This is a genomic window from Streptomyces sp. NPDC046557 (assembly GCF_040645975.1).
Taxonomy (GTDB): domain Bacteria; phylum Actinomycetota; class Actinomycetes; order Streptomycetales; family Streptomycetaceae; genus Streptomyces.
This window is the reverse complement of sequence record NZ_JBEYZH010000005.1, coordinates 14,950-38,583: the sequence shown is the minus strand read 5'-3', so window position 1 is coordinate 38,583 and position 23,634 is coordinate 14,950. Positions and strand designations below refer to the sequence as shown.

At 71.0% G+C, this 23,634-nt stretch carries 25 protein-coding genes and 1 pseudogene; 16 read left to right on the top strand and 10 right to left on the bottom strand.

The window, feature by feature from the left end; all coding sequences use genetic code 11:
• Positions 1–41 precede the first annotated feature (41 nt).
• Positions 42–662 (bottom strand): L,D-transpeptidase family protein, encoded by a 621-nt coding sequence (locus ABZ934_RS13405; protein WP_361312251.1) that lies wholly within the window; start codon positions 660–662, stop codon positions 42–44.
• On the opposite strand from ABZ934_RS13405, the gene ABZ934_RS13400 reads away from it, so the two are divergent.
• From ABZ934_RS13400 to ABZ934_RS13350, 11 genes are all read left to right on the top strand, one after another.
• Positions 661–912 carry a hypothetical protein gene (locus tag ABZ934_RS13400; protein ID WP_361312250.1) on the top strand — a complete coding sequence of 84 codons (252 nt, stop codon included), beginning with the start codon at positions 661–663 and terminating at the stop codon, positions 910–912. The two genes, ABZ934_RS13405 and ABZ934_RS13400, sit on opposite strands and share 2 nt — an antisense overlap.
• A 168-nt stretch (positions 913–1,080) precedes the next feature.
• Positions 1,081–2,673 (top strand): methylmalonyl-CoA mutase family protein, encoded by a 1,593-nt coding sequence (locus ABZ934_RS13395; RefSeq protein WP_361312248.1) that lies wholly within the window; start codon positions 1,081–1,083, stop codon positions 2,671–2,673.
• A gap of 86 nt (positions 2,674–2,759) precedes the next feature.
• The gene (leuE, locus tag ABZ934_RS13390; RefSeq protein ID WP_361312247.1) at positions 2,760–3,404 is read left to right on the top strand and encodes a leucine efflux protein LeuE; all 645 of its coding nucleotides are present in this window, start codon (positions 2,760–2,762) and stop codon (positions 3,402–3,404) included.
• A 173-nt stretch (positions 3,405–3,577) separates the two neighbouring features.
• Positions 3,578–4,822: an amidohydrolase gene (locus ABZ934_RS13385; protein WP_361312591.1), complete on the top strand. Its 1,245-nt coding sequence runs from the start codon at positions 3,578–3,580 to the stop codon at positions 4,820–4,822.
• Between the two features lie 228 nt (positions 4,823–5,050).
• Positions 5,051–6,115 (top strand): BMP family ABC transporter substrate-binding protein, encoded by a 1,065-nt coding sequence (locus tag ABZ934_RS13380; RefSeq protein ID WP_361312245.1) that lies wholly within the window; start codon positions 5,051–5,053, stop codon positions 6,113–6,115.
• Positions 6,116–6,320: 205 nt separating this feature from the next.
• Positions 6,321–7,919 (top strand): ABC transporter ATP-binding protein, encoded by a 1,599-nt coding sequence (locus tag ABZ934_RS13375; protein ID WP_361312589.1) that lies wholly within the window; start codon positions 6,321–6,323, stop codon positions 7,917–7,919.
• The gene (locus ABZ934_RS13370) at positions 7,916–9,031 is read left to right on the top strand and encodes an ABC transporter permease (RefSeq protein ID WP_361312243.1); all 1,116 of its coding nucleotides are present in this window, start codon (positions 7,916–7,918) and stop codon (positions 9,029–9,031) included. Before ABZ934_RS13375 ends, ABZ934_RS13370 begins: the two co-directional genes overlap by 4 nt.
• Complete coding sequence (locus ABZ934_RS13365; RefSeq protein ID WP_361312242.1) at positions 9,028–10,293, top strand: ABC transporter permease; 1,266 nt, start codon at positions 9,028–9,030, stop codon at positions 10,291–10,293. The genes ABZ934_RS13370 and ABZ934_RS13365 overlap by 4 nt, the downstream gene beginning before the upstream one ends.
• Entirely contained in the window at positions 10,290–10,688 is a 399-nt protein-coding gene (locus tag ABZ934_RS13360; RefSeq protein ID WP_361312240.1) for a cytidine deaminase, read from the top strand. Before ABZ934_RS13365 ends, ABZ934_RS13360 begins: the two co-directional genes overlap by 4 nt.
• A 96-nt stretch (positions 10,689–10,784) precedes the next feature.
• Positions 10,785–12,062, top strand: coding sequence for a thymidine phosphorylase (locus tag ABZ934_RS13355; protein WP_361312239.1), 1,278 nt, complete (start codon positions 10,785–10,787; stop codon positions 12,060–12,062).
• Positions 12,063–12,196: 134 nt separating this feature from the next.
• Positions 12,197–12,565, top strand: a complete 369-nt coding sequence (locus tag ABZ934_RS13350; protein WP_361312237.1) for a hypothetical protein — start codon at positions 12,197–12,199, stop codon at positions 12,563–12,565.
• Here the strand turns inward: ABZ934_RS13350 and ABZ934_RS13345 are convergent.
• The 3 genes from ABZ934_RS13345 to ABZ934_RS13335 form a co-directional block, all read right to left on the bottom strand.
• Positions 12,452–13,459, bottom strand: a complete 1,008-nt coding sequence (locus ABZ934_RS13345) for a sigma-70 family RNA polymerase sigma factor (RefSeq protein WP_361312235.1) — start codon at positions 13,457–13,459, stop codon at positions 12,452–12,454. The two genes, ABZ934_RS13350 and ABZ934_RS13345, sit on opposite strands and share 114 nt — an antisense overlap.
• Before the next feature lie 74 nt (positions 13,460–13,533).
• The gene (locus ABZ934_RS13340) at positions 13,534–14,199 is read right to left on the bottom strand and encodes a L,D-transpeptidase family protein (RefSeq protein ID WP_361312587.1); all 666 of its coding nucleotides are present in this window, start codon (positions 14,197–14,199) and stop codon (positions 13,534–13,536) included.
• A gap of 180 nt (positions 14,200–14,379) precedes the next feature.
• Positions 14,380–15,660 carry an MFS transporter gene (locus ABZ934_RS13335; RefSeq protein ID WP_361312234.1) on the bottom strand — a complete coding sequence of 427 codons (1,281 nt, stop codon included), beginning with the start codon at positions 15,658–15,660 and terminating at the stop codon, positions 14,380–14,382.
• A 99-nt stretch (positions 15,661–15,759) separates the two neighbouring features.
• On the opposite strand from ABZ934_RS13335, the gene ABZ934_RS13330 reads away from it, so the two are divergent.
• A complete protein-coding gene (locus tag ABZ934_RS13330; RefSeq protein ID WP_361312232.1) occupies positions 15,760–16,686 on the top strand; it encodes a LysR family transcriptional regulator in 927 nt (308 codons plus the stop codon).
• 113 nt (positions 16,687–16,799) lie between these two features.
• Here the strand turns inward: ABZ934_RS13330 and ABZ934_RS13325 are convergent.
• From ABZ934_RS13325 to ABZ934_RS13315, 3 genes and pseudogenes are all read right to left on the bottom strand, one after another.
• Positions 16,800–16,925: pseudogene (locus ABZ934_RS13325) on the bottom strand (LuxR family transcriptional regulator); the annotation flags it as partial.
• A gap of 168 nt (positions 16,926–17,093) precedes the next feature.
• Complete coding sequence (locus ABZ934_RS13320) at positions 17,094–17,462, bottom strand: cupin domain-containing protein (protein ID WP_361312231.1); 369 nt, start codon at positions 17,460–17,462, stop codon at positions 17,094–17,096.
• A gap of 94 nt (positions 17,463–17,556) precedes the next feature.
• Positions 17,557–18,306, bottom strand: a complete 750-nt coding sequence (locus tag ABZ934_RS13315; RefSeq protein ID WP_361312229.1) for an alpha/beta hydrolase — start codon at positions 18,304–18,306, stop codon at positions 17,557–17,559.
• Between the two features lie 114 nt (positions 18,307–18,420).
• Here ABZ934_RS13315 and ABZ934_RS13310 point away from each other — a divergent pair, with 114 nt between their 5' ends.
• The 3 genes from ABZ934_RS13310 to ABZ934_RS13300 all read left to right on the top strand — a co-directional run bounded on the left by ABZ934_RS13310 (position 18,421) and on the right by ABZ934_RS13300 (position 20,910).
• Positions 18,421–19,569 (top strand): adenosine deaminase, encoded by a 1,149-nt coding sequence (locus ABZ934_RS13310; protein ID WP_361312228.1) that lies wholly within the window; start codon positions 18,421–18,423, stop codon positions 19,567–19,569.
• 138 nt (positions 19,570–19,707) lie between these two features.
• On the top strand, positions 19,708–19,971 hold the full coding sequence (locus ABZ934_RS13305; RefSeq protein WP_361312226.1) for a hypothetical protein: 264 nt from the start codon (positions 19,708–19,710) through the stop codon (positions 19,969–19,971).
• Between the two features lie 162 nt (positions 19,972–20,133).
• Positions 20,134–20,910 (top strand): hypothetical protein, encoded by a 777-nt coding sequence (locus ABZ934_RS13300; protein WP_361312225.1) that lies wholly within the window; start codon positions 20,134–20,136, stop codon positions 20,908–20,910.
• 30 nt (positions 20,911–20,940) lie between these two features.
• On the opposite strand, the gene ABZ934_RS13295 is transcribed toward ABZ934_RS13300, so the two are convergent.
• The 3 genes from ABZ934_RS13295 to ABZ934_RS13285 form a co-directional block, all read right to left on the bottom strand.
• Positions 20,941–21,153, bottom strand: a complete 213-nt coding sequence (locus ABZ934_RS13295; RefSeq protein WP_361312224.1) for a PspC domain-containing protein — start codon at positions 21,151–21,153, stop codon at positions 20,941–20,943.
• Between the two features lie 41 nt (positions 21,154–21,194).
• On the bottom strand, positions 21,195–21,755 hold the full coding sequence (locus ABZ934_RS13290) for a VanZ family protein (protein WP_361312223.1): 561 nt from the start codon (positions 21,753–21,755) through the stop codon (positions 21,195–21,197).
• 102 nt (positions 21,756–21,857) lie between these two features.
• Positions 21,858–22,490 carry a PH domain-containing protein gene (locus ABZ934_RS13285; protein ID WP_361312221.1) on the bottom strand — a complete coding sequence of 211 codons (633 nt, stop codon included), beginning with the start codon at positions 22,488–22,490 and terminating at the stop codon, positions 21,858–21,860.
• A gap of 177 nt (positions 22,491–22,667) precedes the next feature.
• Between ABZ934_RS13285 and deoC the strand changes: the two genes are divergently transcribed.
• A complete protein-coding gene (deoC, locus tag ABZ934_RS13280) occupies positions 22,668–23,630 on the top strand; it encodes a deoxyribose-phosphate aldolase (protein WP_361312586.1) in 963 nt (320 codons plus the stop codon).
• Positions 23,631–23,634 lie beyond the last annotated feature (4 nt).

The following is a 23,634-nucleotide window of genomic DNA, read 5'->3' as shown; positions in this document are numbered from 1 at the left end:
CGGTGGGTCGCCCACCGATGGACGACCCACGGGTGGGTGATTCACCAGTAGACGACGACCTTGTCGCCGACCTGGACCTGGTCGAACAGGGACGACAGCTTCCCCTTGTCCCGGACGTTCACGCAGCCGTGCGAGGCGCCGGCGTAGCCGCGTGCCGCGAAGTCCGACGAGTAGTGCACCGCCTGGCCCTCGCTGAAGAACATCGAGTACGGCATCGGCGTGTGGTAGATCGTCGAGACCCAGTCCTTGGCCTTCCACTCCACCTGGAACTCGCCCTCGCGCGTCGGCGTGTTCTCCGACCCGAAGCGCACGTCCATCGTGGAGACGATCTTGCCGTCGATCATCCAGGCGAGGGTGCGGCTCTCCTTGCTGATGCACATGACCCGGCCGTGCATGCAGCGCGGGTCCGGCGCGTCCACCTCGTTGGTGGTCGGCGGGCGCAGCTCTTCCTCGGTGGGCTTCTTGCCGGCGCCCTCGATGCTCTTCCAGGTCGCCTCGTCCACCGAACCCGTCGCGGGCAGCCCGTGCCCGGACTGGTAGGCGCGGACGGCGGCCGTCGTCTTCGACCCGTAGAAGCCGGTCGGCGCCACCGACATCAGCTTGAGCCGGCGCAGCCGCGCCTGGAGCTCGCGGATCTGGTCGCTCTCGTCACCGTTGGCCATGATCGGCTTCACGGTGGGCGACTGCGGGGCCGACGCGGAGGGGGAAGCGGGCGCGGAGGACGAGGACGACGGTGACGGCGAGGCGTTCTTGCCGTCGTCCGGGGCGGACGCGGAGGGGGACGAAACCGCCGTGGGCGCGGACGTGGCCGGGGAAGGGGAGCCCGAGGCCCCCGACTTCTGCGGCCCGCAGGCGGTCGCGGCGAGCGCGACGGCGGTGGCGACTCCCAGCGTGCGGATTATTGCCTTCTGACGGTGCATGGCGGCCCCCCGTTTGTTCTCCGTTGTGTAAGGAGGTGATGCGTGGCGGGCGTGGACAGTTGCGGACGCCTCCGCCTTGTTGCGCCATTGTGACCAGCGGCCGTCGCGGCGGGGTCCGGGCGGTGACCCCGAGCCGGCCGACACCACGGAGGAGTGGGTCATGGTTCGTCCCCCAGCACGTACCGAGAGCGGAATCCCCATCGAACCGGTCTACGGACCAGAGGCCCTGGCGGACTGGGACCCCGCCGTCAGCCTGGGGGTACCCGGGGACTATCCCTACACCCGGGGGGTCTATCCCACGATGTACACCGGACGGCCCTGGACGATGCGCCAGTACGCGGGCTTCGGCACCGCCGCCGAGTCCAACGCCCGCTACCGCGCCCTGATCGAGGGCGGCGGCACCGGCCTGTCGGTCGCCTTCGACCTGCCGACCCAGATGGGCCACGACTCCGACGCACCCCTCGCCCACGGCGAGGTCGGGAAGGTCGGCGTGGCCGTCGACTCCGTCGAGGACATGCGGCTGCTCTTCCACGGGATCCCCTTGGACCGGGTCTCCACCTCCATGACCATCAATGCCCCGGCGGCGCTGCTGCTGTTGATGTACCAGCTCGTGGCCGAGGAGGAGGGCATCGCGGCCGACCGGCTCACCGGGACGATCCAGAACGACGTGCTCAAGGAGTACATCGCGCGCGGGACCTACATCTTCCCGCCCGGGCCCTCCCTGCGGCTGACGGCGGACATCTTCCGGTACTGCCGGGCCGAGATCCCCAAGTGGAACACCATCTCCATCTCCGGCTACCACATGGCCGAGGCAGGGGCCTCGCCCGCGCAGGAGATCGCCTTCACCTTGGCCGACGCGGTCGCCTACGTCCGTACCGCCCTCGCCGCGGGCATGCCCGTCGACGACTTCGCCCCCCGGCTCTCGTTCTTCTTCGTCGCCCGGACCACCCTGCTGGAGGAGGTCGCCAAGTTCCGGGCCGCCCGGCGGATCTGGGCCCGGGTGATGCGCGAGGAGTTCGGCGCCCGGGACCCGAAGTCGCTGATGTTGCGCTTCCACACCCAGACGGCCGGGGTCCAACTGACGGCGCAGCAGCCCGAGCTGAACCTCGTACGGGTCGCGGTCCAGGCGCTGGCCGCGGTGCTGGGCGGCACGCAGTCCCTGCACACCAACGCCTTCGACGAGGCGATCGCGCTGCCCACGGAGAAGTCGGCGCGGCTCGCGCTGCGCACCCAGCAGGTGCTCGCGCACGAGACGGACGTGCCGCACACCGCGGACCCCTTCGCGGGGTCGTACGCGGTGGAGCGGATGACGGACGAGCTGGAGGCGGCGGTGCTCGGGCTCATGCGGCGGGTGGAGGACCTGGGCGGGGCGGTCGCCGCGATCGAGGCCGGTTTCCAGAAGGGCGAGATCGAGCGGAACGCGTACCGCCTGGCGCGCGAGCAGGAGGCGGGCGAGCGGGTCGTGGTCGGCGTCAACCGGTTCGCGCTCGCGGAGGAGGAACGGTACGAGCCGCTGCGCGTGGACCCGGCGATCGAGGCCCGCCAGTGCGAGGCGCTGGCCCGGCTGCGCGCACGGCGCGACGGGGCCGCGGTGGCGGCGGCGCTGGACGCGCTGCGGGCGGTGGCGGCCGACGACTCGGCGAACGTGCTCTACCCGATGAAGGAGGCACTGCGGGCCCGGGCCACGGTGGGGGAGGTGTGCGGGGCGCTGCGGGAGGTGTGGGGCACGTATGTGCCGGCGGACGCGTTCTGACCTCGCCGCCCGGCGGCCCCCGGCCCCGGCCCGGGGGCCGCGAAATGAATACCGGACGGTCCGACCGGCATGCGAGACTCCCTCCCATGCTGGGTGTCACCGATCTGCCGACCTATCTCGCCGGCCTCGTCCTCATCGTCCTCCTGCCGGGGCCGAACTCCCTCTACGTGCTGTCCGTCTCCGCGCGCAAGGGCGTCCGCGAGGGGTACAAGGCCGCCTGCGGGGTGTTCACCGGGGACACCGTCCTGATGTTCCTCACCGCCGCCGGGGCCGGGGCGCTGCTCAAGGCGAGCCCGGTGGTGTTCACGCTGGTCAAGCTCCTCGGGGCCGGATACCTGGCGTGGCTCGCGGTGGGCATGATGCGGTCGGCGTGGGGCATGTGGCGCCACCGGGCGGCCCGGCAGGAGGAGGCCTTGGCCGAGCCGGAGGTGCGGGACGAGCGGCCGTACCGCAGGGCGCTGGTGGTGAGCCTGTTCAACCCGAAGGCGATCTTGTTCCTGCTCTCGTTCTTCGTGCAGTTCGTGGACCCGGGCTACGCCTATCCCGCGCTGTCGTTCCTGCTGCTGGGGACGCTGTCGCAGTTGGCGAGCTTCCTGTACCTGTCGACGCTGATACTCACCGGGACCCGGCTGTCGGCCGCCTTCCGCCGCCGCAGGCGGCTCTCGGCGGGGGCCACCTCGGCGGCGGGCGTCCTCTTCCTCGGCTTCGCCGCGAAGCTCGCGACGGGCTGACGGCTCCCCGCCCCGGCGGCGCCGGCGGCCGGATGGGCGCGCGAGTTTACCCCCCGACGCAACCGGTCATGCGTCCGGAGGCCGGGTTTCTTTCCCCTAACGGCATGAACTTTTTGTGATCTCCGGCCAGTTGACCCATCCGTGCGCCTAACCTTCAACGGGTGAACCAGTTGATGTCCCGCGAGTCCCAGACCGCCCTGCCCGGCACGCCCGACCGGCCCGAGCTGCCCGGCACGCTTCCGGACCACCTGCGCGCCGAACTGATCGCCTTCCGCCGGGATCTGCACATGCATCCCGAGCTCGGTCACCAGGAGTTCCGCACCACGGCGGCGATCAAGGCCCGGCTGGAGAAAGCCGGCCTGCGCCCACGGGTGCTGAGCACCGGCACCGGCCTGATCTGTGACGTCGGCACCTGGGACGGGGTACAGCCCGTGCTCGCCCTGCGCGCGGACATCGACGCCCTGCCCATCCCGGACACCAAGACCCACGTCCCGTACCGCTCGTCCTTCCCCGACCGGGCGCACGCCTGCGGCCACGACGTCCACACCGTGACCGTGCTCGGCGCCGGCCTGGTGCTCGCCGAACTCGACCGGCAGGGGCTGTTGCCGCAGCCGGTCCGGCTGCTGTTCCAGCCCGCCGAGGAGGTCCTGCCCGGCGGTGCGAGCGATGCCATCGAGGACGGGGTCCTGGACGGCGTGGGCAAGATCATCGCGGTGCACTGCGATCCCCGGGTCGACGCCGGGAAGATCGGGCTGCGCCCCGGGGCCATCACCTCCGCCTGCGACCGGCTGGAAGTCGCCCTCGCGGGCCCCGGCGGCCACACCGCCCGCCCGCACCTGACCACCGACCTCGTCACGGCCGCCGCCCGCGTCGCGGTCGACGTGCCGGCGGTGCTGGCCCGGCGGATGGACGCCCGCTCGGGCATGTCGGTCACCTGGGGCCGGATCGAGGCGGGGCACGCCTGCAACGTCATCCCGATGCACGCGGAGCTGTCCGGAACCGTGCGGTGCCTGGACCTCAACGCCTGGCACGAGGCCCCCGACCAGATCCACGCGGCGATCGACGAGGTAGCGGCCCTGCACGGGGCCAAGTCCGAGATCACCTACGTCCGGGGCGTGCCGCCGGTGGTCAACGACCCGATGGTCACCGAACTGCTGCGCGAGGCGATGGCGGCCCGGCGCGGTCCCGGGGCGATCGAGGACACCGAGCAGAGCCTGGGCGGCGAGGACTTCTCCTGGTACCTGGAGCACGTCCCGGGAGCCATGGCCCGTCTCGGGGTGCACAAGCCCGGCGACCCGGCCAAGCGGGACCTCCACCGGGGCGACTTCGACGTCGACGAGTCCGCGATCACCGTCGGAGTCGAGTTCTTCACGGCCGCCGCCTTGCTCGACGGGCGCCGCGCCAGGCCCTCCAGGTAAAAGTCAGGGCAAAATCTGTACAACATCTGAGCGGCACCCGGCGCACCTGTCCGGCCCTTGATACGCAAGGGCCGGACGCTCGGCGGTTACCAATCGGTCACTGTCCGGTTCGCGACGATCCGATAACGACTCCTGAACGGGCCCTTAACTGACATCTACGCGCGTTACGATCGCCGCGAAACCAGCGCCGGTCGTGGCGCTTCGGTCAGGTTTTGAAGGAGCCTCCCCTTGCGCCGGATCACCAGGATCGCCACCGTGGGCATCGCGTCCGCGGCGCTGGCCCTCTCGGCCACCGCCTGTGGCGGAAAGAAGTCGTCGGACGCCACCTCCTCCAGCTCGTCCTCGGGGACGCAGGAGAAGAGCGCCGCCATCGCGTACGACATCGGTGGCCGCGGCGACCAGTCGTTCAACGACGCCGCCTACGCCGGCCTCGAAAAGGCCAAGACCGAACTCAAGATCAAGACCGCCGAGGCGGAACCGACCGAGGGCGAGTCCGAGGCCGACAAGGTCCAGCGCCTGACCGAGCTCGCGCGCAAGGGCAACAACCCGGTCATCGGCGTCGGTTTCTCCTACGCGCCGGCCATCAAGAAGGTCGCGCCGAAGTTCCCGAACACCACGTTCGGCATCATCGACGACACCTCGGTGACCGACAAGAACATCGCCAACCTCGTCTTCAACGAGGAGCAGGGCTCGTACCTGGCCGGCGTCGCCGCCGCCAAGACGTCGAAGACCGGCACGGTCGGCTTCATCGGCGGTGTCGAGGTCCCGCTCATCAAGAAGTTCGAGGCGGGCTTCACCCAGGGCGTCAAGGACACCAACCCGAACGCCAAGGTGCTGTCGGCCTACCTGACGCAGCCGCCGGACTTCTCCGGTTTCGCCAAGCCGGACCTCGGCAAGGCCACCGCCAAGGGCCAGCTCGACGGCGGCGCCGACGTGATCTACGCCGCCGCCGGTCTCGCCGGCTCGGGTGCGATCGAGGCCACCGCCACCGCCGGCAAGTGGGCGATCGGTGTCGACTCCGACCAGTACAACCAGGCCGGTCTGTCGAAGTACAAGGAGCACATCCTGACCTCGGTCACCAAGGACGTCTCCTCCGCCGTGTTCAACCTGATCAAGTCGGTCGAGGACGGCAAGCCGCAGACCGGTGAGGTCCGTTACGGCCTGGACAAGAACGGCGTCGGCCTGGCCGACTCCAACCCCGAGTACAAGAAGATGGCCGACGTCATCGCCGCGGTGGAGAAGGCCAAGGCCGACATCATCGCCAAGAAGATCACCGTCAAGACCGCCCCGTAAGGACGTCCTGACAGTCGAACGGTTGCCGGGGTCCGGGTAGCGGCTCTGCCGCCTCCCGGGCCCCGAACCGCGTCGTAGTGGCCCCCCGGTCACTACTTTTCACTTCCGACAGTGCTACGCGCGTAGAGGAACCGTGGACGCGGTACCTTCTCTCACCGCCCTGTCCCCCCTGCCTTCCGCTCCTTCGCGCCAAGGAGAGTGCGTCATCAACGCGTCCAGCCCCCCCGCCGTAGAACTGCACGGCATCACCAAGCGTTTCCCTGGCGTCGTCGCCAACAAGGACATCGACATCACCGTTCGCAAGGGCACGGTCCACGCCCTCATCGGTGAGAACGGTGCCGGCAAGTCGACCCTGATGAAGATCCTCTACGGCATGCAGAAGCCGGACGAGGGCACCATCGCCGTCGACGGGGAGCAGGTCTCCTTCGCCAACCCGGGCGACGCCATCGCCCGCGGCATCGGCATGGTGCACCAGCACTTCATGCTCGCCGACAACCTCACCGTCCTGGAGAACGTCGTCCTCGGCGGCGAGAAGCTGCACGGGATCGGCGGCAAGGCCCGCAAGAAGATCATGGAGATCTCGGACGCGTACGGCCTCGGGGTCCGCCCCGACGCCCTCGTCGAGGAGCTCGGTGTCGCCGACCGCCAGCGCGTGGAGATCCTGAAGGTCCTCTACCGCGGCGCCCGCACGCTCATCCTCGACGAGCCGACCGCCGTGCTCGTGCCGCAGGAAGTGGACGCGCTCTTCGACAACCTGCGCGAGCTCAAGGCCGAGGGCCTGACCGTCATCTTCATCTCGCACAAGCTGGGCGAGGTGCTGAAGGTCGCCGACGACATCACCGTCATCCGGCGCGGCACCACGGTCGGCACCGCCGACCCCCGCACCGCCACCACCAAGCAGCTCGCCGAGCTCATGGTCGGCAGCGAGCTCCCCTCGCCGGAGACCCGCGAGTCCACCGTGACCGCGACCCCGATGCTCCGGGTCCAGGACCTGCGCCTGGCCGCCGTCGACCCGGACGGGATCGTCCGCGAGGTGCTGGCCGGCATCGACTTCACCATCCACAAGGGCGAGGTCCTCGGCATCGCCGGTGTCGAGGGCAACGGTCAGACGGAGCTCATCGACGCCCTCATGGGCATGAGCATCCCCGACGGCGGCGTCATCACCCTCGACGGCCGGGACATCTCCACCACCCCGACGCGCAAGCGCCGCGAGGGCGGCATCGGCTACATCCCCGAGGACCGCCACCGGCACGGCCTGCTGCTGGACTCCCCGCTCTGGGAGAACCGCATCCTCGGCCACGTCACCGAGGCGCCCAACTCCAAGCGCGGTGTCCTCGACCCCAAGGCCGCCCGCAAGGACACCGAGCGCATCGTGCGCGAGTACGACGTCCGCACCCCGGGCATCGACGTCACCGCGGCCTCCCTCTCCGGCGGCAACCAGCAGAAGCTGATCGTCGGCCGCGAGATGAGCCACAACCCCAAGTTCCTCATCGCCGCCCACCCCACCCGCGGTGTGGACGTCGGTGCGCAGGCGCAGATCTGGGACGCCATCCGCGAGGCCCGGCGCGAGGGCCTGGCCGTGCTGCTCATCTCCGCCGACCTCGACGAGCTGATCGGCCTGTCCGACACCCTGCGCGTCATCTACCGCGGCCGGCTGGTCGCGGACGCCGATCCGGCGACCATCACGCCCGAGGAGCTGGGCACCGCCATGACGGGTGCCGCGAGCGGGCACCTGGAAGCAACGAACGACCACGTTGAAGGCTCCGCCGCTGCCGACGGGACGACGGAGGACGAGGCCCGATGAAGAAATTCGACAAGGACCGGCTGCTGCTCTCGGTCGCCGGGCCGCTGCTCGCACTGGTCAGCGCCCTGGTGCTGACCGTGATCGTGCTGGCCGCCTCGGGGGTCGACCCGATCGACCCGCTGCGCATCATGATCGAGCAGGCCGGTTACGAGGACATCCAGGTCCTGATCATCAACCAGGCCGGCATCTACTACCTGGCCGCCCTGGCCGTCGCCATCGGCTTCCGGATGAACCTCTTCAACATCGGCGTCGACGGCCAGTACCGCCTCGCGGCGATGTTCTCCGCGGTCGTCGGTACGGCGGTCTCGCTGCCCGGTCCGCTGCACATCCTGCTGATCGTGGTCGTGGCCATGTGCACGGGCGCCTTCTGGGCAGGTATCGCGGGCATCCTCAAGGCCCGCCGCGGCGTGAGCGAGGTCGTCTCCACGATCATGCTCAATGCCATCGCCACCTCGCTGATCGCCTGGCTGATCCTGCCGAAGAACTTCGGCGTCCAGCCGGCCGGGTCCAACGACCTCACCACCGGCGACATCCCGGAGTCCGGCTGGTTCCCGTCCCTGTCCCTCTCCGGCGGCGACATCTACGGCTTCACCTTCGTCGCCTTCGCCCTGGGCATCGTCTACTGGTTCGTGCTCAACCGGACCCGCTTCGGCTTCGACCTGCGCGCCACCGGCGCCAGCGAATCCGCGGCGCAGGCGTCCGGTGTGGACGCCAAGAAGATGATCATGACGTCGATGCTCATCTCGGGCGCGGTCGCCGGTCTGACCGGCATGCCGTTGCTGCTCGGCGAATCGCACACCTACAACCTGTCCTTCCCGCTGGGCATCGGCTTCACCGGCATCACCATCGCCCTCCTCGGCCGCAACAACCCGCTCGGCATCTTCTTCTCGGCACTCCTGATCGCCTTCATCGACAAGGCGTCCGCCGGTCTCGACCAGAACGGCTACGCCAAGGAGATCGGCACGATCCTGCAGGGCCTGATCGTCATCGCCGTCGTCGTCAGCTACGAGCTCGTCCGCCGCTACGGCATCCGCCGCCAGCAGCAGAAGGTCGGCGAAGAGCTGGCCGCCGGCCACGCCCTCAAGACCGACAACAAGGAGGTCGCGGCGTGAGCACCAGCACCGTTTCCGCGACGAGCGCCGCGCCCAAGAAGGGCGGCGGCCGCCGCAAGCTCACCCTGCCCTGGATCCTGCTGCTGATCGCGGGCGGACTCGCCCTGATCTCCGTCGTCAGGATCATCTCCGGGGCCGACGACCTGACCTCCGTCGGCCAGGTCTCCGGCGCCCTCCAGCTCGCCGTGCCCATCGCCCTCGCGGGCCTCGGCGGCCTGTGGGCCGAGCGCGCGGGCGTGGTCAACATCGGCCTCGAAGGCATGATGATCCTGGGCACCTGGTTCGGCGCCTGGGCCGGCTACCAGTGGGGTCCGTGGACCGGTGTCCTCATGGGCATCGTCGGCGGCGCGCTCGGCGGCCTGCTGCACGCGATCATCACCGTGACGTTCAACGTCAACCACATCGTCTCCGGCGTGGCGGTCAACATCCTGGCCGTCGGCTTCACCCAGTACCTGTCGAACTTCACCTTCGACAAGGCCCCGGGCGGCTCCTCCAAGCAGTCCCCGCGCATCGACCCGATCACCGAGATCACCATTCCCGGGGTCTCGCACTGGTTGGCGACGCTCCAGGGCAAACACTGGTTCCTGGTCTCCGACGTCGCCGGCGTGCTCGGCGGGCTGGTCACGAACCTCTCGCTGCTGACCATCGTGGCGGTCCTGCTGGTCCCGGCCACCTGGTGGGTGCTGTGGCGGACCTCCTTCGGCCTGCGCCTGCGCTCCTGCGGTGAGAACCCGATCGCCGCCGAGTCGCTCGGCGTCAACGTCTACAAGTACAAGTACATCGCCGTGGTCGTCTCCGGCGCGATGGCCGGTCTCGGCGGCGCGTTCCTCGCGATCGTCTCCACCGGCATCTACCAGGAGGGCCAGACCGGCGGCCGCGGCTACATCGGTCTCGCCGCGATGATCTTCGGCAACTGGATGCCGGGCGGCATGGCCCTCGGCTCGGGCCTGTTCGGCTTCACCTACAGCCTCCGGCTGCGCGGTGGCTCCGAGAACGTCCACGCGATGCTCCTGCTCCTCGCGATCCTGCTCGTGATCGTCGTCGCCTGGCAGCTCTACAAGAAGAAGTACCTGCAGGCGGGCATCGCGGCCGTCTGCTCCGCCGGACTCTTCCTCTGGTACGCGCTCACCGACGCGGTCCCGAGCCAGTTCGTGGACGCCGCCCCCTACGTCACGACGCTGCTCGTGCTCGCCCTGTCGGCGCAGCGGCTGCGGATGCCCAAGGCGGACGGCCTGCCGTACCAAAAGGGCCAGGGCAAGTGAGCCCGCACAAGGCCGTGGACTGGGAGGCCCTGCGGGCGGCCGCCCGGGAGGCGATGACGCGGGCGTACGCCCCGTACTCGGGCTTCCCGGTCGGTGTGGCCGCGCTGGTCGACGACGGCCGCACGGTCGTGGGCTGCAACGTGGAGAACGCCAGCTACGGACTGGGCCTGTGCGCCGAGTGCGGACTGGTGTCCGCCCTCCAGGCCACGGGAGGCGGCCGGCTCACGCACTTCACCTGCGTGGACGGCAAGGGCGAGATCCTCGTCCCGTGCGGTCGCTGCCGGCAGTTGCTGTTCGAGTTCGGCGGCCCCGAGCTCCAGGTGGAGACACCCGAGGGCGTCCTGCCGCTCGCGGCGATGCTGCCGCAGGCTTTCGGACCCGACCACCTCAGATAGCCGTAGCGACGGTCCTTCGTCCCTCCCGGGCGAAGGACCGTCGTGTTTCCTCTTATCCTTCCCCCCTCTCTCTATGCGCGTAGAAGGAAGCACTCCATGGACGTCATCTCCGTCATCCGCACCAAGCGCGACCGTGGCGAACTGAGCCCCGAACAGATCGACTGGGTCATCGACGCGTACACGCGCGGCGTCGTCGCGGACGAGCAGATGTCGGCGCTGGCCATGGCCATCCTGCTGAACGGCATGAACCGGGCCGAGATCGCCCGCTGGACCGCCGCGATGATCGCCTCCGGCGAGCGGATGAACTTCGACTCCCTCTCCCGCCCGACCGCCGACAAGCACTCCACCGGCGGCGTCGGCGACAAGATCACCCTGCCGTTGGCGCCGCTCGTCGCCGCCTGTGGCGCGGCCGTGCCGCAGCTCTCGGGGCGCGGCCTCGGCCACACCGGCGGCACCCTGGACAAGCTGGAGTCCATCCCCGGCTGGCGCGCGCTGCTTTCCAACGAGCAGATGCTGAACGTCCTCGACACCACCGGCGCGGTCATCTGCGCGGCCGGCGACGGCCTGGCCCCTGCCGACAAGAAGCTGTACGCGCTGCGCGACGTGACCGGCACGGTCGAGGCGATCCCGCTCATCGCCTCCTCCATCATGTCGAAGAAGATCGCGGAAGGCACCGGCTCGCTGGTCCTGGACGTCAAGGTCGGCTCCGGCGCCTTCATGAAGAACATCGAGGACGCGCGCGAACTTGCCTCCACCATGGTCGCCCTCGGCACCGACAGCGGCGTCAAGACGATCGCCCTGCTCACCGACATGTCCACCCCGCTCGGCCTGACCGCCGGCAACGCGCTGGAGGTCCGCGAGTCGGTCGAGGTCCTCGCCGGTGGCGGTCCCGCCGACGTCGTCGAGCTGACGCTGGCCCTGGCCCGGGAGATGCTGGACGCGGCGGGCATCAAGGACGCCGACCCGGCCAAGGCCCTCGCCGACGGTTCCGCGATGGACGTCTGGCGCCGCATGATCGCGGCCCAGGGCGGCGACCCGGACGCGAAGCTGCCCGTCGCCCGCGAGCACCACGTCGTCACCGCCCCCGCCTCCGGTGTGCTGACCCGGCTGGACGCCTACGCGGTGGGTGTCGGCGCCTGGCGCCTGGGCGCGGGCCGCGCCCGCAAGGAGGACCCCGTGCAGGCGGGCGCGGGCATCGAACTGCACGCCAAGCCGGGCGAGGCGGTCACCGCCGGCCAGGCCCTGATGACCCTGCACACCGACACCCCGGAGAAGTTCGAGTACGCGCTGGCCGCCTTGGAGGGCTCGTACGACATCGCCCCGGCGGGCACCGCGTTCACCGCGAACCCGATCGTGCTCGACCGCATCGCCTGACCGCCACACCCTGGCCGCCACACCCCTGACCAGCGCCCCCTGACCCCGTCGGCGCGGCTCCCCGTCCGGAGCCGCGCCGACGGCTTTTCCACGCGCCCCGGGCCCGTGAAGGGGACATGAGGGGGCGCGGCGCGATGACTTCGGGGGCCCGGCCCGGTCAACCCCTCGTGGAGATCAGAAGACTGGTGCTGCCCGGCCCCGCCGTGACCCCCGAGGACGCCGAACGGCTCGACGCACTGTGCCGGGACGGCCCCCGCCCGCTGTGGGTGGTGTGCGCCGCCGGCGGCCTGGCCGGCGCCGGGCTCGCCGAGGTGGACGGGCTCGCCCGCCTCGCCCTCGCCGCCCGCCGGGCCGGGGTCCGCCTCAGCCTGGAGGGTGCCGCGCCGCCGCTACGCGTCCTGCTGGACCTCGTAGGACTCGTCGAGCTGCTCGGGCAGCCCGAACAGCGGAAACCACCTGGCGGTGTCCAGGAAGGCGTTCAGCCCGACGATCTCCCCCTCTGATATCTCCAACACCTGGAGCGCCCACGGCTCGTGCCCGGGCCGGCCGTCCGCCCGCGGACGGTACTGCCCGAAGGCCGGCAGGCCGTTCGCCGTCGTGGGGACGAGCCGGGACCCCTTGCAGCCGATGCCCTGGTTCAGGTGCCACGCCGCGATGTCGGCGTGGCCCCGCAGCCACAGGTCGAACGGCGGCATCGACAGCACCGCGTCCTCGTGCAGCAGGGCGGTGAGCCGCGAGATGTCGTACGCCTCGAAGGCGCTCAGGTAACGCTCCAGCAACTTCACCTGGTCCGCGTCCAGCGGGTCCGCCGGGTCGCTCGCGCGGACCGCCTGCCCGGCCAGGGTGGCCCGCGCCCGCTGGAGGGCGCTGTTCACCGACGCCACCGTCGTCTCCAGCAGCGTCGCGACCTCGTCCGCCTTCCAGGCCAGGACCTCGCGCAGGATCAACACGGCCCGCTGCTTCGCCGGCAGGTGCTGGAGCGCGGCGACGAAGGCCAACCGGACGGACTCCTTCGCCAACGCCATCTCCGCGGGATCCGCGGTGTGCGGCAGCACCCGCCCGTCCGGCACCGGTTCCAGCCAGGTCACCTCGGGCCGCTCGTTGAGCACGGCCGACGCCTGATGCTGGGGCGCCCCGAAATCCATCGGCCGGGCCCGCTTGCTCCCCGCGTTCAGCACGTCCAGGCAGACGTTCGTGGCGATCCGGTACAGCCAGGACCGCAGCGAGGACCGGCCCTCGAACTTGTCGTAGGCGCGCCAGGCGCGCAGGTACGTGTCCTGCACCGCGTCTTCGGCGTCGAAGGACGAGCCGAGCATCCGGTAGCAGTAACCGGTGAGCTCGACCCGGTAGCGGTCCATCGCCGAGTCGAGGTCCGGGCTGGTCGCGAGGTCACTCATGGCTGCCGTCCCCCAGTAGTTCCACTACGTCGAAAACTACCGGAGGGGTCTGACAACGGCAGCCCGGACGGGACTCACGTACCGGGCTTGCGCCCGTACACGTACACGTCGTCACCATTGCGCAGCAGGTTCCAGTACGCCTTGGCGTCCGCCGGGCGCATGTTCACGCAGCCGCCCGAGCCGGGCGGGCTCCACATGCTCTTCTCGACCGAGTGGAAGGCGATACCGCCGTCGAAGAACTGCGCGTACGGCATCGCGACGTCGTAGAGCGTCGACCAGTGGTTGATGTTGCGGTAGTAGATCTGCTTCCGACCGGTCCGCGTCTCGGTCCCGTCCTTGCCCGTGCGCACCGGCACCGGCCCGTAGACCGCTTTCGTGCCGTCCTGGACCCAACTGAGCTGGCGCGTCAGGTCCACGCAGGCGACCCGCCCCAGGTCGACCGGGCACGCGCCGTCCCGGTTGGGCGTGGTGCCCGCCGCCCGCTGCGCCAGCATCACGCTCATCGTCTGCCAGGTGAGCGGCCCGGCGTACCCCGCGGTCGGGGTTATGCCGTACGTCGCCTGGAACGACCTGATGGCGGTGCAGTCGGCCGGTGATTGCACGCCGTCCACCGGCCGCCCCAGGAACTGCTCGACCTGCCGCTGGTAGGGCCCGGTGGTCGCGGTGCAGGAAGCGGCTTGCGCCGACCCGCCCCCGACGATCACCAGCGGCGCCGCCAGCGCCACCGCCGCGGCCACCAGTGCCGCCGCCCGACCCCTCGTACGAATCCGTCGTTTCCGTGTGGATGTCACATCCGCCTCCCCACCGCATCCCTTCCCCGCCCGGAGGCCGAACGTGCCGGAGCCCGGAGCGTGTTCGGCTCCGGGCTCCGTAAATCACCTCGTACCGATGTCGTACGGGCGGGTGCGCGCGCCGTCGTATCAGCGCAGCGCGGCCAGGGAGGTCAGCCGGCGTTCGGCGCGCGCCACGCGCGACCCGTACAAGGTGATCGACGCGACGCCCACCACCGCCACCAGCGCGATCCCGACCGTGGCCGCCCACCCCGAGGCGTGGTAGGCCAGCGCCCCGAGGGTGCCGCCCGCGCTCGAACCGAGGTAGTACGCCGACTGGTACAGCGCCGACGCCTGCGCCCGGCCGGTCGTCGCGGTCCGGCTCACCGCCGCCGAGGCCACCGCGTGCCCCGCGAAGAAACCGGCCGTGATCAGCACCAGGCCCGCCAGGACGGCGACCAGCGCGTCCGCCAGGGACAGCAGCAGCCCGAGCGCGGTCGTGGTCACCGCCAGGTACAGCGCGCCGCGCCGTCCGATCCGGGCCACCAACTGCCCGGCCGCCGCCGAGGAGACCGTGCCGACCAGGTACACCAGGAACACCGATCCGACGACGCCCTGCCCCAGCGAGAACGGCTCGTCCACCAGGCGGTAACCGATGACCGTGTAGACCGCCCCGAACACCGTCATGAACAGCGCGCCGATCCCGTACAGCCGCAGCAGCAGCGGATTCCGCAGGTGCCCGGCGACGGTACGGCCCACCGCGCGCGGCTCCAGCGACGCCGGCCGGAAGAACCGCGCCCGGGGCAGCAGCACCAGGAACGCCACCGCGCACGCCAGCGCCATCAGCCCGACCGTCAGCAGCCCGGCCCGCCAGCCCCACAACTGCGCCGCCCAGCCGGTGACGATGCGCCCGCTCATCCCGCCGATCGAATTGCCCGCCACGAACAGGCCGATCGCGCCGACCAGCGCCTTCGGCCGGACCTCCTCCGCCAGGTACGCCATCGCGGAGGCGGGGATGCCGGCGATCGCCGCGCCCTGGAGCGCGCGCAGCGCCACCAGCCACTCCAGGTTCGGCGCCAACGGGACGAGCAGTCCGACGCCGACGGCCAAGACCATGGCGCAGGTCATCATCCGGGTCCGCCCGAACCGTTCCGACAGCGCGCTCAGCGGCAGGACGAACAGCGCGAGCGCTCCGGTGGCCGCCGACACCGTCCAACTGGCCTGACCGGCCGTCACGCCGAAGTCGGCGGAGATCGCGGGCAGCAACGCCTGGGTGGAGTAGAGCAGGGCGAAGGTCGCCAGTCCGGCGGCGAAGAGCGCGAGGCTCATCCGGCGGTAGCCGGGGCGGCCGGGGGAGAGGGGTTCCGGTGCGGGGGACGACGGGGTGGAGGCACCCGGGATGGAGGGTGCCCCGGTATGAGCGGGAGGCATGCTTCGACGGTAGACCCGGGTCGTTTCATGCGTCCAATGCACAGATTCGCGATAATCAATCCACTCATGCATCAGCCCAGCTCAGAGAGGTGCATGTCAATGAGCCGTTACGAAGAAGACATCCCCGTGACAAGTCTGCTGGCCCCCCGGCTCGCCTACTTCGTCGCGGTCGCCCGGCACGAGCACGTCACCCGCGCCGCGCACGAGCTGGGCGTACCGCAGTCCACGCTCTCCCGGGCCATGGTCCGCCTCGAACAGGACCTGTCCGTCACGCTGTTCGCCCGCAAGGGCCGCACCGTCGCCCTCACCACCGCCGGGCGCACCTTCCTCGCCTCCGCCCAGCGGGCCCTCGGCGAGATCGCCCGCGCCGCCGAATCCGTACAGCAGGACGCCGACCCGGCCTCCGGGAAGGTCGCCTTCGGCTTCCTGCACACCCTGGGCTCCGAGACCGTACCCGGCCTCATCCGGGCCTTCCGCGCCGACCACCCGAGAATCCGTTTCTCCCTCGTCCAGAACTACGGCGAGGCCATGTTGGAGCGGCTGCGGGCCGGGGAACTCGACCTCTGCCTGACCTCCCCGCTCCCCGACGCCCCCGACCTGGTGGCCCGCCGCCTCGACGAACAGCGGCTGCGCCTGGTCGTGCCCGACGACCACCGCCTGGCGGGCCGCAAGCGGGTCCGCCTCGCCGAGGCCGCCGAGGAAACCTTCGTCACGCTGGAGCCCGGCTACGGCCTGCGCCGCATCACCGACGACCTGTGCGCGGAAGCCGGGTTCACCCCGAGGGTCGCCTTCGAGGGCGAGGAGGCGGAGACCCTGCGCGGCCTCGTCGCCGCGGGCCTGGGAGTGGCCCTACTGCCGCCGCCCGCCGTGGCCCGGCCCGGCGTGGTGGAGCTGACGGTGACGGCGCCCCGCGCGGTCCGCGAGATCGGCGTCGCCTGGCTCGACGGACACCCCGACACGCCGCCGGTGGCGGAGTTCAAGCGGTTCCTGCTGTCCCGGCGGGGCCGGCTGATCCCCGACCTGTGAGCGGTGGCCCTCCGAGCCGGGCTCGCGCCGCCCCCGGCCCAGGCCGGCCCGGCTTGCGCGGACTCGACTCCCGCGCCCCCTCCTCCCGCGCCCGAGGTTTCCCCCGCCCCCGCCGACAGGAGGTACCCGGCCTGGAAACGCGACGTGGCACCCGCCGCCCGCATGATCCCCGCGATGTGCCGCCGGCAGGTCCGCTGCGACATGCCCAGCCGGCGCGCGATCACCTTGTCCTCCAGCCCCCCATCCCCCATGGCATATGCCGAACCGGCACAGTGGTGCAGTGCCCGAGGGGGAAGGCCGGACGAGGGCGCGCCGGATCGGCCGGTCGTCCGACCGTGAGGGGGCGGATCGGCCGGCCCGGTCGGTCCGGCGCGCCGCCCGTCGGGCCGCCGGGTGTGGTGAAGGCGTCAGCCGGACGACTTGGCGTAGGCCCCGAAACCGGTCCAGTCGACGACCACGACCCGCTCGTCGCCCACCACCCAGGCGTCGTGTCCGGGCTCGATCTGCATGAAGTCGCCGGGGCCGTACTCCTCGCTCGTGCCGTCGTCCATGACGACGTTCATCCGACCGCTCACCATGTATCCGGTGTGCGCCGCCTCGCAGCTGTCCGTGCCGGCCAGCGGCTTGACGTGCTCCGACCAGCGCCAGCCCGGCTCGAACACCGCGCGGCCGACGGCCCCGCCCGACGTTTGGATCACGTCGAGCCGGCCCTTGTCGTCCTGGAACGGGCGCGTCTCGTCCGCGTCGTCGAAGTTCTTGCGCACGATCTGAGCCATGCCTGATCGCCTCCCGTGGAAGAAGCCCCCGAGGACAACCACCCGAGTCCACTTCCCACTTTACGCGCGGACGGCGCCCCCGCCCCGGGGTGTTTCACCGTCGCGGCGAGCGCCCGAATCCGGAGGCCAGCGGCATCCGCAGGCCCAGCGGCGGGGGCGCGGCGAGCGCGTCCGTCACCGGCCGCGAGTACCGGCCCGAGAACATGGCGCCGAGTACGAAGTCCACCCCGAGGGCGACGACTTCCCGCTGGTGCTCGCGCAGTGCGTGCCCGTCCGAGTGCACCTCGAACCGGCACGTGGAACGATTCGCCTTCTTCGCCCGCGCCGCCAGCCGGAACGACGACTCCGGGTCGCAGCGCCCGTCGTCGGTCCCGTGCACGATCAGCACCTGCCGGCCCGCCAACTGCTTGACGGGCTCCGACGCCGGCTCCGATTCCGATTCCGGGGAGCCTTTCCCGTCCGCCCCGCCCCCGTCGAGGCGGGGGGCCAGCGCCAGCACCGCCTGGACGGCCTCGTGCCCCGCCGCCCGCAGCGCCGCCCGGCCGCCGGCGTCGTAGCCGGCCAGGCAGACGGGCACGTCGCCGTACCGGCGCACCACCTCGTCCACCGCCCACCGGGCCTCGTCCTCGCGAACGCCCGCCCCGTGCAGCACGGGGTGCGCGACCAGTCCCTGCGCCCCGCCCGCCCGGGCCAGCGCCCGGGCGAGCGGACGCACGGGACCCGGGGAGAATCTGGACGCCCCGGGGAGCAGGAGCACCACACCACTGACCGTCGAGACCGAGCCGTTCGCGCCGGCCGCCCGCCCCAGGCGGGCCCCGCGCGCCGGCGGCGCATGTTGTGCCATGGCGGAACAGTCTCAGACCGACAGGTGTACGCCACCCGTCCGTACGGTCACTGTTACGTATCGACGCCTCACGCCGACCCCGCGCTCTACGCGCGTAGGAGCTAGAGTGCCCAGATGACGAGCGACACCCCGAACCTGCCCACCCCGGATCAGATCCGCCGTGCCCCCAAGGTGCTCCTCCACGACCACCTCGACGGTGGCCTGCGCCCCGGCACCATCATCGAGCTGGCCCGCGAGGTCGGCTACGAGAACCTCCCCGAGACCGACGCCGACAAGCTGGGCGTCTGGTTCCGGGAAGCCGCCGACTCCGGCTCCCTGCCGCGCTACCTGGAGACGTTCGCGCACACCTGCGCCGTCATGCAGACGAAGGCGGCGCTCTTCCGCGTCGCCGCCGAGTGCGCCGAGGACCTGGCCGAGGACGGCGTCGTGTACGCCGAGATCCGCTACGCCCCCGAGCAGCACCTGGAAACCGGCCTGACCCTCGAAGAGGTCGTCGAGGCGGTGAACGACGGGTTCCGCGAGGGCGAGCGCCGCGCGAAGGCCAACGGCCACCGCATCCGGATCGGGGCCCTGCTGACCGCGATGCGCCACGCCGCCCGCGCGCTGGAGATCGCCGAGCTGGCCAACCGCTACCGCGACAACGGCGTGGTCGGCTTCGACATCGCCGGCGCCGAGGCCGGGTTCCCCCCCACCCGCCACCTCGACGCCTTCGAGTACCTCAAGCGCGAGAACAACCACTTCACCATCCACGCGGGCGAGGCATTCGGCCTGCCCTCGATCTGGCAGGCCCTGCAGTGGTGCGGCGCCGACCGCCTCGGTCACGGGGTGAAGATCATCGATGACATCGAGGTCGCCGCCGACGGCTCGGTGAAGCTGGGGCGCCTGGCCTCCTACGTCCGGGACAAGCGCATCCCCCTGGAGATGTGCCCGACCTCGAACCTCCAGACGGCCGCCGCCGCCTCGTACGCCGAGCACCCGATCGGCCTGCTGCGCAAGCTGCACTTCCGGCTGACCGTCAACACCGACAACCGGCTGATGAGCGGGACGAGCATGAGCCGCGAGTTCGAGCACCTGGTCGAGACGTTCGGCTACACGCTGGAAGACATGCAGTGGTTCACCGTCAATGCGATGAAGTCCGCGTTCATTCCTTTCGATGAACGACTGGCGATGATCAACGACGTGATCAAGCCGGGTTACGCGGAGCTGAAGTCCGAGTGGCTCTTCCGTCAGACCGCTTCGACCAGCGGTTCTGTCTCGGCATAGGCCATGGCATGACATGAAGGCGGCGCCCGGGAAGAGTCATTCCCGGGCGCTTTCTCATATTGAAGGATGTTTGCGGGTCGGGGTTTGAAGTGACTAGTTTGCGGAGCCGCTCAATTCCCCGTCGCAAGGACGATTTTGATGAAGAAGTCAGCTGCCAAGACGCTCGGTGTCGCCGCCCTGGGTGCCGCCTTCGCCGCCGTCGCCGCCGGTTCCGCGTCCGCCGCCGTACCGGCCGTCGGTCTGACCGACGCGCTGGGCACCGCCACCGGCGCCGTCCAGGGGCTCACCAGCCAGCAGAAGATGAGCGGGCACGAGGGCCAGGACGCCAGCGACCCGGGCGAGGCGCTCGGTGCGGTGACCGGTCTGCTCGGCGGCGTGCCGCTCAACAACCTCGGCAACTGATCGGTATCGCGCCCGTTCGCACGGCGTGAGCCGCACGCGTCACCCGCACGCGCGCACCCGTGGCGCACACCCTTTCGACGGGTGTGCGCCACGTCGCGCGGTGTGCCACGATCACCGGCAACTGCCCGCCGAAGCAAGGTGTTTGGGGTCTCGGTCATGCGCATGAAGGCACGGTCCACGGCACGGACGTGGACACGGAAGGCGAGCGTCGCCCTGCTCCCCGCCCTCCTCCTCGCCACCACGGGATGCGGTGGCGCCCCCGACGGCCCCGCGGCCCCCGACGCGAAGGCGCCGGCGTCGCCGCGCCCGACGGCCACGCCCTCCGCCGGCTCGGCGGCCCCGGCCGCACCGGCCTCCCCCAAGAACGCCGCGAGCAAGCTGGAGCGGTCCGCCCTGGAACCGGGCGACCTCGACGGCTACCAGATCTCCGCGCAGAACAAGAACCCCAACGCCCCCTCCGGCCAACCCCAGGCCGACCGCAAGGCGTGCCAGCCCCTCGCCGACGTCATGGGCGACAAGCCCGACCCGGCCGCCCGGGAGACCGTCAACCGGGGCGTCGGCTCGCAGAAGCAGGTCGGTCTCGCCGTCTCCGCCTCCGTCAGCTCCTACGCCGAGGCCGACGCCGAACGCCTCATGGCCCGGCTGCGCGACGCCGTCGCCGAATGCGGCACGGGCTTCTCCGCCACCGTCCAGAAGCAGACCGGCAGCTACCGCGACGTGAAGCCCCTCGCGTACAAGACCGGCGGGGACGAGAACGTCAGCTGGACCACCACGGCCACCGCCGCGGGCGTCTCGGCGCAGGTCCACCTGGTCGTCGTCCGCCACGGCGCCACCGTCGTGCGCCTGATGGCCCTCAACGTGGCCGACGCCGCGAAGAAGGCGCAGGTGCCGCAAGAGGTGGCGGACAAGCAACTGGACAAGATCCGCAAGGTCGGCTGAGGGCCCCGGGCCACTGGGCCCGGTCCGCGACTACCAGGCGGTCCGGGCGGAACCGGCGCCCGGCTTCTCGTTCGGCAGCAGCAGCCACAGCGCCAGGTAGATGAGGAACTGCGGACCGGGCAGCAGGCACGACAGGACGAAAATGATCCGCATCGTCCGTGCCTTCATCCCGAACCGTCGCGCGAGACCGGCGCAGACGCCACCGATCAGCCGTCCGTCACGGGGGCGGGTAATCGCGCTCATGGGTTTCTCCTCGTATCTCGGAACCGCTTTCCTGCGATGCCTCAATACTCGCGGGGAACCGCCGACAGAACCTCGGTCCAAGGGCGCACGTCGACCCTGGTAATTCTCGGGGTGGGCCCCTGAGAGCGCCGCAGCCTGGACCTCAGGGCCGGCACCACCGCCGCGTGGACGAGCAGCACACCGGCCGTGTTCAGCAGCACCGAGTCGACGTCGACGACCTGCCCCGGCACCCCGCTCTGCAGCATCGCGATGCTCAGCGAGAGCAGCGCGGCCGCGGCCCCCGTCCGGGCCAGCGAGGACCACGCGGCCAGCGGCGACCGTGCGAGCCGCCCGCCGGCCAGCGGCAACAGCACCCCGAGCGGGGCCAGCAGGGCCAGGTCCCCGCCGAGCCGGCGGGCCGCCTCCAGCGGCCCGTAGGCGAGGTCGGCCCGGATGCCCTCCAGCGGAGTCAGATTCGCGGCGGCGGCCCAGGGCACGTCCAGCGGCCGTAGGGTCAGCCAGCCGACGAGGAGGAGGTGGGCGGCCAGCAGGGCCCCGCCGAGGAGTCGGAGCCGGACGTGGATGGCTGTGGCGGCGGTGTCGCCGGCCTCATGACGCTGCACACCTGCGAGGACGCAGCACCCGGTAGCGGCGGTTCCGCCCGATTCCGGTGGGCCGGGACGGTGTGACGGGCACCACCCGTACCCGCAGCGGCGTGACACCGACTACCCCAGGGCGAGCAGCACGATCAGGAGCACCGCGCCCGCCGCGGCCGGCGCGATGACCTCGTACGACCACCGGACCGTGACGGCGCCCCGGGCGCTCGCGCGCGCCGCCCCGCGTTCGGCCAGCTCCTGCAGTTCGTCCACGACCTTGTCGGCGAGCGCCCGCGGCGATCCCTGGGACGCCACCGGGCCCGCCGCCCGCTCCTGGCCCTTGGCCACCGCCCCGACGTCCCGGCCCTGCCGGCGCTGCGCCTTCTTGCGCTCGCGCAGCGACACGGGGACCGACCAGAGCTGGTACTTCTCGCCCTCCGCCAGCACCTCCGCCGAATACCCGGCGCGCACCGCGTCCACGGAGGCCCAGGGCAGCTCGATGACCCGGAAGGGGTTGCGGACCCGCATCCGATCCTCGTTGGCGAAGACGGCCGGCCGGATGGTGAACGCGACGGTCAGCGGTACGGCGCACAGTGCCACGGCCAGCCCGATCCAGCGCGTGCTGCCGTCCCCGTAGACCACGGCGTCCGCGCACAGCCAGACGATCATCGCGAGGATCAGTACGCCGGTTGCGATGCCCATGGACGAGCGGTAGACGCGATCGGCGTATACCGGCTCGGCGGCGGGCTGCTGGCTGCTCATGCGCCCGATTCTGCCTCACGCCGTCCCGGGTCACGAGGTTCGGCCCAGGAGATCCGGCTCACGGGACCGCCGAGGACGGGGACAGGGGGCTGGGGAGGCGGAGGTGTCGATTCCATAGCGGATGAGGACAGGGGGGTGACAGGTCGCTACGCGCGTAGATATGCTCATCTTGTGACCATGCCCACCACCCTCACCGCATTCGCTGACGTGACGACGTCCGACAGCGCGCTGCGCCGCTTCCTGCACGGGCTGCCCGGCGTAGACGCAGTCGGACTGGAGGCCCGCGCGGCCTCCCTCGGCACCCGCTCGATCAAGACGACGGCCAAGGCGTACGCCATCGACCTGGCCATCTCGATGATCGACCTGACCACGCTTGAGGGTGCGGACACCCCGGGCAAGGTGCGGGCGCTCTCCGCCAAGGCCGTCAACCCCGACCCGACCGACCGTACGACGCCCACGACCGCCGCGGTCTGCGTCTACCCGGACATGGTGGCCACCGCCAAGGCCGCCCTGAACGGCGCCGACGTCAAGGTGGCCTCCGTCGCGACCGCCTTCCCGGCCGGCCGCGCCGCGCTGCCCGTCAAGCTCGCGGACACCCGCGACGCCGTCGCCGCCGGCGCCGACGAGATCGACATGGTCATCGACCGTGGCGCCTTCCTCGCCGGCCGCTACCTGGACACGTACGAGCTGATCAAAGCCGTCAAGGAGGCGTGCGTACGGCCCGACGGGACCGAGGCCCGCCTGAAGGTGATCTTCGAAACCGGCGAGCTGTCCACGTACGACAACATCCGCCGCGCCTCCTGGATCGGCATGCTCGCGGGCGCCGACTTCATCAAGACCTCCACCGGCAAGGTCGGCGTCAACGCCACCCCCGCCAACACCCTCCTGATGCTCGAAGCCGTCCGCGACTTCAAGGAGCAGACTGGAATCCAGATCGGCGTGAAGCCGGCCGGCGGCATCCGCACCACCAAGGACGCGATCAAGTTCCTGGTCCTGGTCAACGAGACCGCGGGCGAGGACTGGCTGAGCAACCACTGGTTCCGCTTCGGCGCCTCCAGCCTGCTCAACGACCTGCTGATGCAGCGCCAGAAGCTGAGCACCGGCCGTTACTCCGGTCCCGACTACGTGACGGTGGACTGATCAC

Coding starts and splice junctions, on each gene's coding strand:
- ABZ934_RS13400 (WP_361312250.1), top strand. CDS start 661: ATGATCGGCTTCACGGTGGGCGACTGCGGGGCCGACGCGGAGGGGGAA.
- ABZ934_RS13405 (WP_361312251.1), bottom strand. CDS start 662: ATGGCCAACGGTGACGAGAGCGACCAGATCCGCGAGCTCCAGGCGCGG.
- ABZ934_RS13395 (WP_361312248.1), top strand. CDS start 1,081: ATGGTTCGTCCCCCAGCACGTACCGAGAGCGGAATCCCCATCGAACCG.
- leuE (WP_361312247.1), top strand. CDS start 2,760: ATGCTGGGTGTCACCGATCTGCCGACCTATCTCGCCGGCCTCGTCCTC.
- ABZ934_RS13385 (WP_361312591.1), top strand. CDS start 3,578: ATGTCCCGCGAGTCCCAGACCGCCCTGCCCGGCACGCCCGACCGGCCC.
- ABZ934_RS13370 (WP_361312243.1), top strand. CDS start 7,916: ATGAAGAAATTCGACAAGGACCGGCTGCTGCTCTCGGTCGCCGGGCCG.
- ABZ934_RS13355 (WP_361312239.1), top strand. CDS start 10,785: ATGGACGTCATCTCCGTCATCCGCACCAAGCGCGACCGTGGCGAACTG.
- ABZ934_RS13350 (WP_361312237.1), top strand. CDS start 12,197: ATGACTTCGGGGGCCCGGCCCGGTCAACCCCTCGTGGAGATCAGAAGA.
- ABZ934_RS13345 (WP_361312235.1), bottom strand. CDS start 13,459: ATGAGTGACCTCGCGACCAGCCCGGACCTCGACTCGGCGATGGACCGC.
- ABZ934_RS13335 (WP_361312234.1), bottom strand. CDS start 15,660: ATGCCTCCCGCTCATACCGGGGCACCCTCCATCCCGGGTGCCTCCACC.
- ABZ934_RS13330 (WP_361312232.1), top strand. CDS start 15,760: ATGAGCCGTTACGAAGAAGACATCCCCGTGACAAGTCTGCTGGCCCCC.
- ABZ934_RS13320 (WP_361312231.1), bottom strand. CDS start 17,462: ATGGCTCAGATCGTGCGCAAGAACTTCGACGACGCGGACGAGACGCGC.
- ABZ934_RS13315 (WP_361312229.1), bottom strand. CDS start 18,306: ATGGCACAACATGCGCCGCCGGCGCGCGGGGCCCGCCTGGGGCGGGCG.
- ABZ934_RS13310 (WP_361312228.1), top strand. CDS start 18,421: ATGACGAGCGACACCCCGAACCTGCCCACCCCGGATCAGATCCGCCGT.
- ABZ934_RS13305 (WP_361312226.1), top strand. CDS start 19,708: ATGAAGAAGTCAGCTGCCAAGACGCTCGGTGTCGCCGCCCTGGGTGCC.
- ABZ934_RS13300 (WP_361312225.1), top strand. CDS start 20,134: ATGAAGGCACGGTCCACGGCACGGACGTGGACACGGAAGGCGAGCGTC.
- ABZ934_RS13295 (WP_361312224.1), bottom strand. CDS start 21,153: ATGAGCGCGATTACCCGCCCCCGTGACGGACGGCTGATCGGTGGCGTC.
- ABZ934_RS13285 (WP_361312221.1), bottom strand. CDS start 22,490: ATGAGCAGCCAGCAGCCCGCCGCCGAGCCGGTATACGCCGATCGCGTC.
- deoC (WP_361312586.1), top strand. CDS start 22,668: ATGCCCACCACCCTCACCGCATTCGCTGACGTGACGACGTCCGACAGC.